Origin of the sequence: Pseudomonas sp. 50_B (genome assembly GCF_017491625.1) — a bacterium.
GTDB classification, from domain to species: domain Bacteria; phylum Pseudomonadota; class Gammaproteobacteria; order Pseudomonadales; family Pseudomonadaceae; genus Aquipseudomonas; species Aquipseudomonas danubii.
On sequence record NZ_JAFGYX010000048.1, the window covers coordinates 1 to 5,788 of the forward strand.

Sequence of the window (5,788 nt, forward strand, 5' to 3'; positions counted from 1 at the left end):
GTGCGAACGAGTCGTGGGCGTACTTTATGGGGCGGCGAAAATTCGTCGCATCCCGTCAGGCGAGCCAGATGTTTCTGTGCTGGCTGGAAGAGGCCATCGTTCGCCGCGTGGTGACGTTACCTTCAAAAGCGCGCTTCAGTTTTCAGGAAGCCCGCAGTGCCTGGGGGAACTGCGACTGGATAGGCTCCGGTCGTATGGCCATCGATGGTCTGAAAGAAGTTCAGGAAGCGGTGATGCTGATAGAAGCCGGACTGAGTACCTACGAGAAAGAGTGCGCAAAACGCGGTGACGACTATCAGGAAATTTTTGCCCAGCAGGTCCGTGAAACGATGGAGCGCCGTGCAGCCGGTCTTAAACCGCCCGCCTGGGCGGCTGCAGCATTTGAATCCGGGCTGCGACAATCAACAGAGGAGGAGAAGAGTGACAGCAGAGCTGCGTAATCTCCCGCATATTGCCAGCATGGCCTTTAATGAGCCGCTGATGCTTGAACCCGCCTATGCGCGGGTTTTCTTTTGTGCGCTTGCAGGCCAGCTTGGGATCAGCAGCCTGACGGATGCGGTGTCCGGCGACAGCCTGACTGCCCAGGAGGCACTCGCGACGCTGGCATTATCCGGTGATGATGACGGACCACGACAGGCCCGCAGTTATCAGGTCATGAACGGCATCGCCGTGCTGCCGGTGTCCGGCACGCTGGTCAGCCGGACGCGGGCGCTGCAGCCGTACTCGGGGATGACCGGTTACAACGGCATTATCGCCCGTCTGCAACAGGCTGCCAGCGATCCGATGGTGGACGGCATTCTGCTCGATATGGACACGCCCGGCGGGATGGTGGCGGGGGCATTTGACTGCGCTGACATCATCGCCCGTGTGCGTGACATAAAACCGGTATGGGCGCTTGCCAACGACATGAACTGCAGTGCAGGTCAGTTGCTTGCCAGTGCCGCCTCCCGGCGTCTGGTCACGCAGACCGCCCGGACAGGCTCCATCGGCGTCATGATGGCTCACAGTAATTACGGTGCTGCGCTGGAGAAACAGGGTGTGGAAATCACGCTGATTTACAGCGGCAGCCATAAGGTGGATGGCAACCCCTACAGCCATCTTCCGGATGACGTCCGGGAGACACTGCAGTCCCGGATGGACGCAACCCGCCAGATGTTTGCGCAGAAGGTGTCGGCATATACCGGCCTGTCCGTGCAGGTTGTGCTGGATACCGAGGCTGCAGTGTACAGCGGTCAGGAGGCCATTGATGCCGGACTGGCTGATGAACTTGTTAACAGCACCGATGCGATCACCGTCATGCGTGATGCACTGGATGCACGTAAATCCCGTCTCTCAGGAGGGCGAATGACCAAAGAGACTCAATCAACAACTGTTTCAGCCACTGCTTCGCAGGCTGACGTTACTGACGTGGTGCCAGCGACGGAGGGCGAGAACGCCAGCGCGGCGCAGCCGGACGTGAACGCGCAGATCACCGCAGCGGTTGCGGCAGAAAACAGCCGCATTATGGGGATCCTCAACTGTGAGGAGGCTCACGGACGCGAAGAACAGGCACGCGTGCTGGCAGAAACCCCCGGTATGACCGTGAAAACGGCCCGCCGCATTCTGGCCGCAGCACCACAGAGTGCACAGGCGCGCAGTGACACTGCGCTGGATCGTCTGATGCAGGGGGCACCGGCACCGCTGGCTGCAGGTAACCCGGCATCTGATGCCGTTAACGATTTGCTGAACACACCAGTGTAAGGGATGTTTATGACGAGCAAAGAAACCTTTACCCATTACCAGCCGCAGGGCAACAGTGACCCGGCTCATACCGCAACCGCGCCCGGCGGATTGAGTGCGAAAGCGCCTGCAATGACCCCGCTGATGCTGGACACCTCCAGCCGTAAGCTGGTTGCGTGGGATGGCACCACCGACGGTGCTGCCGTTGGCATTCTTGCGGTTGCTGCTGACCAGACCAGCACCACGCTGACGTTCTACAAGTCCGGCACGTTCCGTTATGAGGATGTGCTCTGGCCGGAGGCTGCCAGCGACGAGACGAAAAAACGGACCGCGTTTGCCGGAACGGCAATCAGCATCGTTTAACTTTACCCTTCATCACTAAAGGCCGCCTGTGCGGCTTTTTTTACGGGATTTTTTTATGTCGATGTACACAACCGCCCAACTGCTGGCGGCAAATGAGCAGAAATTTAAGTTTGATCCGCTGTTTCTGCGTCTCTTTTTCCGTGAGAGCTATCCCTTCACCACGGAGAAAGTCTATCTCTCACAAATTCCGGGACTGGTAAACATGGCGCTGTACGTTTCGCCGATTGTTTCCGGTGAGGTTATCCGTTCCCGTGGCGGCTCCACCTCTGAATTTACGCCGGGATATGTCAAGCCGAAGCATGAAGTGAATCCGCAGATGACCCTGCGTCGCCTGCCGGATGAAGATCCGCAGAATCTGGCGGACCCGGCTTACCGCCGCCGTCGCATCATCATGCAGAACATGCGTGACGAAGAGCTGGCCATTGCTCAGGTCGAAGAGATGCAGGCAGTTTCTGCCGTGCTTAAGGGCAAATACACCATGACCGGTGAAGCCTTCGATCCGGTTGAGGTGGATATGGGCCGCAGTGAGGAGAATAACATCACGCAGTCCGGCGGCACGGAGTGGAGCAAGCGTGACAAGTCCACGTATGACCCGACCGACGATATCGAAGCCTACGCGCTGAACGCCAGCGGTGTGGTGAATATCATCGTGTTCGATCCGAAAGGCTGGGCGCTGTTCCGTTCCTTCAAAGCCGTCAAGGAGAAGCTGGATACCCGTCGTGGCTCTAATTCCGAGCTGGAGACAGCGGTGAAAGACCTGGGCAAAGCGGTGTCCTATAAGGGGATGTATGGCGATGTGGCCATCGTCGTGTATTCCGGACAGTACGTGGAAAACGGCGTCAAAAAGAACTTCCTGCCGGACAACACGATGGTGCTGGGGAACACTCAGGCACGCGGTCTGCGCACCTATGGCTGCATTCAGGATGCGGACGCACAGCGCGAAGGCATTAACGCCTCTGCCCGTTACCCGAAAAACTGGGTGACCACCGGCGATCCGGCGCGTGAGTTCACCATGATTCAGTCAGCACCGCTGATGCTGCTGGCTGACCCTGATGAGTTCGTGTCCGTACAACTGGCGTAATCATGGCCCTTCGGGGCCATTGTTTCTCTGTGGAGGAGTCCATGACGAAAGATGAACTGATTGCCCGTCTCCGCTCGCTGGGTGAACAACTGAACCGTGATGTCAGCCTGACGGGGACGAAAGAAGAACTGGCGCTCCGTGTGGCAGAGCTGAAAGAGGAGCTTGATGACACGGATGAAACTGCCGGTCAGGACACCCCTCTCAGCCGGGAAAATGTGCTGACCGGACATGAAAATGAGGTGGGATCAGCGCAGCCGGATACCGTGATTCTGGATACGTCTGAACTGGTCACGGTCGTGGCACTGGTGAAGCTGCATACTGATGCACTTCACGCCACGCGGGATGAACCTGTGGCATTTGTGCTGCCGGGAACGGCGTTTCGTGTCTCTGCCGGTGTGGCAGCCGAAATGACAGAGCGCGGCCTGGCCAGAATGCAATAACGGGAGGCGCTGTGGCTGATTTCGATAACCTGTTCGATGCTGCCATTGCCCGCGCCGATGAAACGATACGCGGGTACATGGGAACGTCAGCCACCATTACATCCGGTGAGCAGTCAGGTGCGGTGATACGTGGTGTTTTTGATGACCCTGAAAATATCAGCTATGCCGGACAGGGCGTGCGCGTTGAAGGCTCCAGCCCGTCCCTGTTTGTCCGGACTGATGAGGTGCGGCAGCTGCGGCGTGGAGACACGCTGACCATCGGTGAGGAAAATTTCTGGGTAGATCGGGTTTCGCCGGATGATGGCGGAAGTTGTCATCTCTGGCTTGGACGGGGCGTACCGCCTGCCGTTAACCGTCGCCGCTGAAAGGGGGATGTATGGCCATAAAAGGTCTTGAGCAGGCCGTTGAAAACCTCAGCCGTATCAGCAAAACGGCGGTGCCTGGTGCCGCCGCAATGGCCATTAACCGCGTTGCTTCATCCGCGATATCGCAGTCGGCGTCACAGGTTGCCCGTGAGACAAAGGTACGCCGGAAACTGGTAAAGGAAAGGGCCAGGCTGAAAAGGGCCACGGTCAAAAATCCGCAGGCCAGAATCAAAGTTAACCGGGGGGATTTGCCCGTAATCAAGCTGGGTAATGCGCGGGTTGTCCTTTCGCGCCGCAGGCGTCGTAAAAAGGGGCAGCGTTCATCCCTGAAAGGTGGCGGCAGCGTGCTTGTGGTGGGTAACCGTCGTATTCCCGGCGCGTTTATTCAGCAACTGAAAAATGGCCGGTGGCATGTCATGCAGCGTGTGGCTGGGAAAAACCGTTACCCCATTGATGTGGTGAAAATCCCGATGGCGGTGCCGCTGACCACGGCGTTTAAACAAAATATTGAGCGGATACGGCGTGAACGTCTTCCGAAAGAGCTGGGCTATGCGCTGCAGCATCAACTGAGGATGGTAATAAAGCGATGAAACATACTGAACTCCGTGCAGCCGTACTGGATGCACTGGAGAAGCATGACACCGGGGCGACGTTTTTTGATGGTCGCCCCGCTGTTTTTGATGAGGCGGATTTTCCGGCAGTTGCCGTTTATCTCACCGGCGCTGAATACACGGGCGAAGAGCTGGACAGCGATACCTGGCAGGCGGAGCTGCATATCGAAGTTTTCCTGCCTGCTCAGGTGCCGGATTCAGAGCTGGATGCGTGGATGGAGTCCCGGATTTATCCGGTGATGAGCGATATCCCGGCACTGTCAGATTTGATCACCAGTATGGTGGCCAGCGGCTATGACTACCGGCGCGACGATGATGCGGGCTTGTGGAGTTCAGCCGATCTGACTTATGTCATTACCTATGAAATGTGAGGACGCTATGCCTGTACCAAATCCTACAATGCCGGTGAAAGGTGCCGGGACCACCCTGTGGGTTTATAAGGGGAGCGGTGACCCTTACGCGAATCCGCTTTCAGACGTTGACTGGTCGCGTCTGGCAAAAGTTAAAGACCTGACGCCCGGCGAACTGACCGCTGAGTCCTATGACGACAGCTATCTCGATGATGAAGATGCAGACTGGACTGCGACCGGGCAGGGGCAGAAATCTGCCGGAGATACCAGCTTCACGCTGGCGTGGATGCCCGGAGAGCAGGGGCAGCAGGCGCTGCTGGCGTGGTTTAATGAAGGCGATACCCGTGCCTATAAAATCCGCTTCCCGAACGGCACGGTCGATGTGTTCCGTGGCTGGGTCAGCAGTATCGGTAAGGCGGTGACGGCGAAGGAAGTGATCACCCGCACGGTGAAAGTCACCAATGTGGGACGTCCGTCGATGGCAGAAGATCGCAGCACGGTAACAGCGGCAACCGGCATGACCGTGACGCCTGCCAGCACCTCGGTGGTGAAAGGGCAGAGCACCACGCTGACCGTGGCCTTCCAGCCGGAGGGCGTAACCGACAAGAGCTTTCGTGCGGTGTCTGCGGATAAAACAAAAGCCACCGTGTCGGTCAGTGGTATGACCATCACCGTGAACGGCGTTGCTGCAGGCAAGGTCAACATTCCGGTTGTATCCGGTAATGGTGAGTTTGCTGCGGTTGCAGAAATTACCGTCACCGCCAGTTAATCCGGAGAGTCAGCGATGTTCCTGAAAACCGAATCATTTGAACATAACGGTGTGACCGTCACGCTTTCTGAACTGTCAGCCCTGCAGCGC

At 57.6% G+C, this 5,788-nt stretch carries 9 protein-coding genes and 1 pseudogene; all 10 read left to right on the forward strand.

Annotated elements, in window-relative coordinates:
- Window positions 1-440: pseudogene (locus tag J5M73_RS32000) on the forward strand (phage portal protein); the annotation flags it as partial.
- On the forward strand, window positions 421-1,740 hold the full coding sequence (locus J5M73_RS30690; RefSeq protein WP_000123343.1) for a S49 family peptidase: 1,320 nt from the start codon (window positions 421-423) through the stop codon (window positions 1,738-1,740). The pseudogene J5M73_RS32000 and the gene J5M73_RS30690, both read left to right, overlap by 20 nt.
- Before the next feature lie 9 nt (window positions 1,741-1,749).
- Window positions 1,750-2,082 (forward strand): head decoration protein, encoded by a 333-nt coding sequence (locus J5M73_RS30695; protein WP_001297109.1) that lies wholly within the window; start codon window positions 1,750-1,752, stop codon window positions 2,080-2,082.
- 55 nt (window positions 2,083-2,137) lie between these two features.
- Complete coding sequence (locus J5M73_RS30700; RefSeq protein WP_000063280.1) at window positions 2,138-3,163, forward strand: major capsid protein; 1,026 nt, start codon at window positions 2,138-2,140, stop codon at window positions 3,161-3,163.
- A gap of 41 nt (window positions 3,164-3,204) precedes the next feature.
- A complete protein-coding gene (locus J5M73_RS30705) occupies window positions 3,205-3,603 on the forward strand; it encodes a DNA-packaging protein FI (protein ID WP_000158919.1) in 399 nt (132 codons plus the stop codon).
- 11 nt (window positions 3,604-3,614) lie between these two features.
- Complete coding sequence (locus J5M73_RS30710) at window positions 3,615-3,968, forward strand: head-tail joining protein (protein ID WP_000752979.1); 354 nt, start codon at window positions 3,615-3,617, stop codon at window positions 3,966-3,968.
- An 11-nt stretch (window positions 3,969-3,979) separates the two neighbouring features.
- Window positions 3,980-4,558, forward strand: coding sequence for a phage tail protein (locus J5M73_RS30715; protein WP_000975070.1), 579 nt, complete (start codon window positions 3,980-3,982; stop codon window positions 4,556-4,558).
- The gene (locus tag J5M73_RS30720; RefSeq protein ID WP_000683105.1) at window positions 4,555-4,950 is read left to right on the forward strand and encodes a phage minor tail U family protein; all 396 of its coding nucleotides are present in this window, start codon (window positions 4,555-4,557) and stop codon (window positions 4,948-4,950) included. The genes J5M73_RS30715 and J5M73_RS30720 overlap by 4 nt, the downstream gene beginning before the upstream one ends.
- A 7-nt stretch (window positions 4,951-4,957) precedes the next feature.
- Window positions 4,958-5,698, forward strand: coding sequence for a phage tail protein (locus J5M73_RS30725; protein ID WP_001349920.1), 741 nt, complete (start codon window positions 4,958-4,960; stop codon window positions 5,696-5,698).
- A 15-nt stretch (window positions 5,699-5,713) separates the two neighbouring features.
- Window positions 5,714-5,788 (forward strand): phage minor tail protein G (locus tag J5M73_RS30730; RefSeq protein ID WP_016234036.1); only part of this gene is annotated, 75 nt, incomplete at its 3' end.

What these genes read in the sequence shown, in the direction of transcription:
- J5M73_RS30725 (WP_001349920.1), top strand. Translation starts at nt 4,958, where the DNA reads ATGCCTGTACCAAATCCTACAATGCCGGTGAAAGGTGCCGGGACCACC.
- J5M73_RS30715 (WP_000975070.1), top strand. Translation starts at nt 3,980, where the DNA reads ATGGCCATAAAAGGTCTTGAGCAGGCCGTTGAAAACCTCAGCCGTATC.
- J5M73_RS30720 (WP_000683105.1), top strand. Translation starts at nt 4,555, where the DNA reads ATGAAACATACTGAACTCCGTGCAGCCGTACTGGATGCACTGGAGAAG.
- J5M73_RS30705 (WP_000158919.1), top strand. Translation starts at nt 3,205, where the DNA reads ATGACGAAAGATGAACTGATTGCCCGTCTCCGCTCGCTGGGTGAACAA.
- J5M73_RS30700 (WP_000063280.1), top strand. Translation starts at nt 2,138, where the DNA reads ATGTCGATGTACACAACCGCCCAACTGCTGGCGGCAAATGAGCAGAAA.
- J5M73_RS30695 (WP_001297109.1), top strand. Translation starts at nt 1,750, where the DNA reads ATGACGAGCAAAGAAACCTTTACCCATTACCAGCCGCAGGGCAACAGT.